Here is a 1,202-nt window from a genome sequence, read left to right on the forward strand (position 1 = left end):
CTGCAGGGCCTGCAGGGCAAAGCGCGTATCAACGGTTTCCGCCCCGGCAAGGTACCGGTCGCGCATCTGCGCCGGCTCTATGGCCGTTCGGTCATGGCCGATGTGCTGCAGAATGCAGTCAACGAGGCCAACCAGAAGATCGTCGCGGATAACGGCCTGAAGCTCGCTTTCGAGCCGCAGATCCGGTTCCCCGAGAACAAGGACGAGATCGAGGCCGCGATGGAGGCCAAGGGCGACCTCGCCTTCACGGTCGCGCTCGAGGTCCTGCCGAAGTTCGAACTCGCCGACATCTCCGACGTTTCCCTGGTCAAGCCGGTGGCGGAAGTGCCTGAGAGCGAAGTCGATGCCGCGCTCGAGCGCATGGCGTCGCAGAACCGCAGCTTCACCTCGAAGGGTGCGAAGGCCAAGGCCGAGAAGGGCGATCGCCTGATGATCTCCTTCGTCGGCACGCTCGAGGGCGAACCCTTCGACGGCGGCACCGGCGAGGGCATTCCGCTCGATCTCGGCGCGGGGCAGTTCATCCCGGGCTTCGAGGATCAGCTCGAGGGCGCCAAGACCGGCGAGAAGCGCACCGTCAAGGTGACGTTCCCGGAGAACTACACCGCGACCCACCTTGCCGGTAAGCCGGCCGAGTTCGAGGTCACCGTCGACGACGTGCAGGGTCCCGACGCCCTCAAGATCGACGACGAGCTCGCCAAGGGCTTCGGCATGGAGTCGCTCGATGCGCTCAAGAGCGCCGTTCGCGAGCAGATCGGCCGTGATTTCGGCGCCCAGTCGCGCCGCAAGATCAAGAAGAGCCTGCTCGACGCGCTTGATGGCAAGTACACGTTCGAGCTGCCGCCGACCCTGGTCGAGCAGGAGTTCGCTGCCGTCTGGAGCCAGGTCGAGGCCGACATGAAGGACGCGAAGAAGACCTTCGCGGACGAGAACACCACCGAGGACGAGGCTCGCGCCGAGTACCGCCGGATCGCCGAGCGCCGGGTGCGCCTGGGCCTCGTGCTTGCCGAAATCGGTGAGCAGGCCAAGGTTCAGATCTCGGATGACGAGGTCACCCAGGCCCTGGTCGAGCGAGTCCGTCAATTCCCCGGCCAGGAGAAGCAGGTCTGGGAGTTCYACCAGAAGAACCCGCAGGCTCTCGCCGAGATCCGCGCCCCGATCTTCGAGGAGAAGGTCGTCGACCATCTGCTCAGCCAGGTGAAGGT

The 1,202-nt window shown here is 65.3% G+C and carries 1 protein-coding gene; it reads left to right on the forward strand.

All coding sequences use genetic code 11. The features are described from left to right. Nucleotides 1-1,202 (forward strand): trigger factor (gene tig, locus AC1DRP_RS36605; RefSeq protein ID WP_476771142.1); only part of this gene is annotated, 1,202 nt, incomplete at both ends.

Source organism: Allobosea sp. 01N443 (assembly GCF_056399325.1).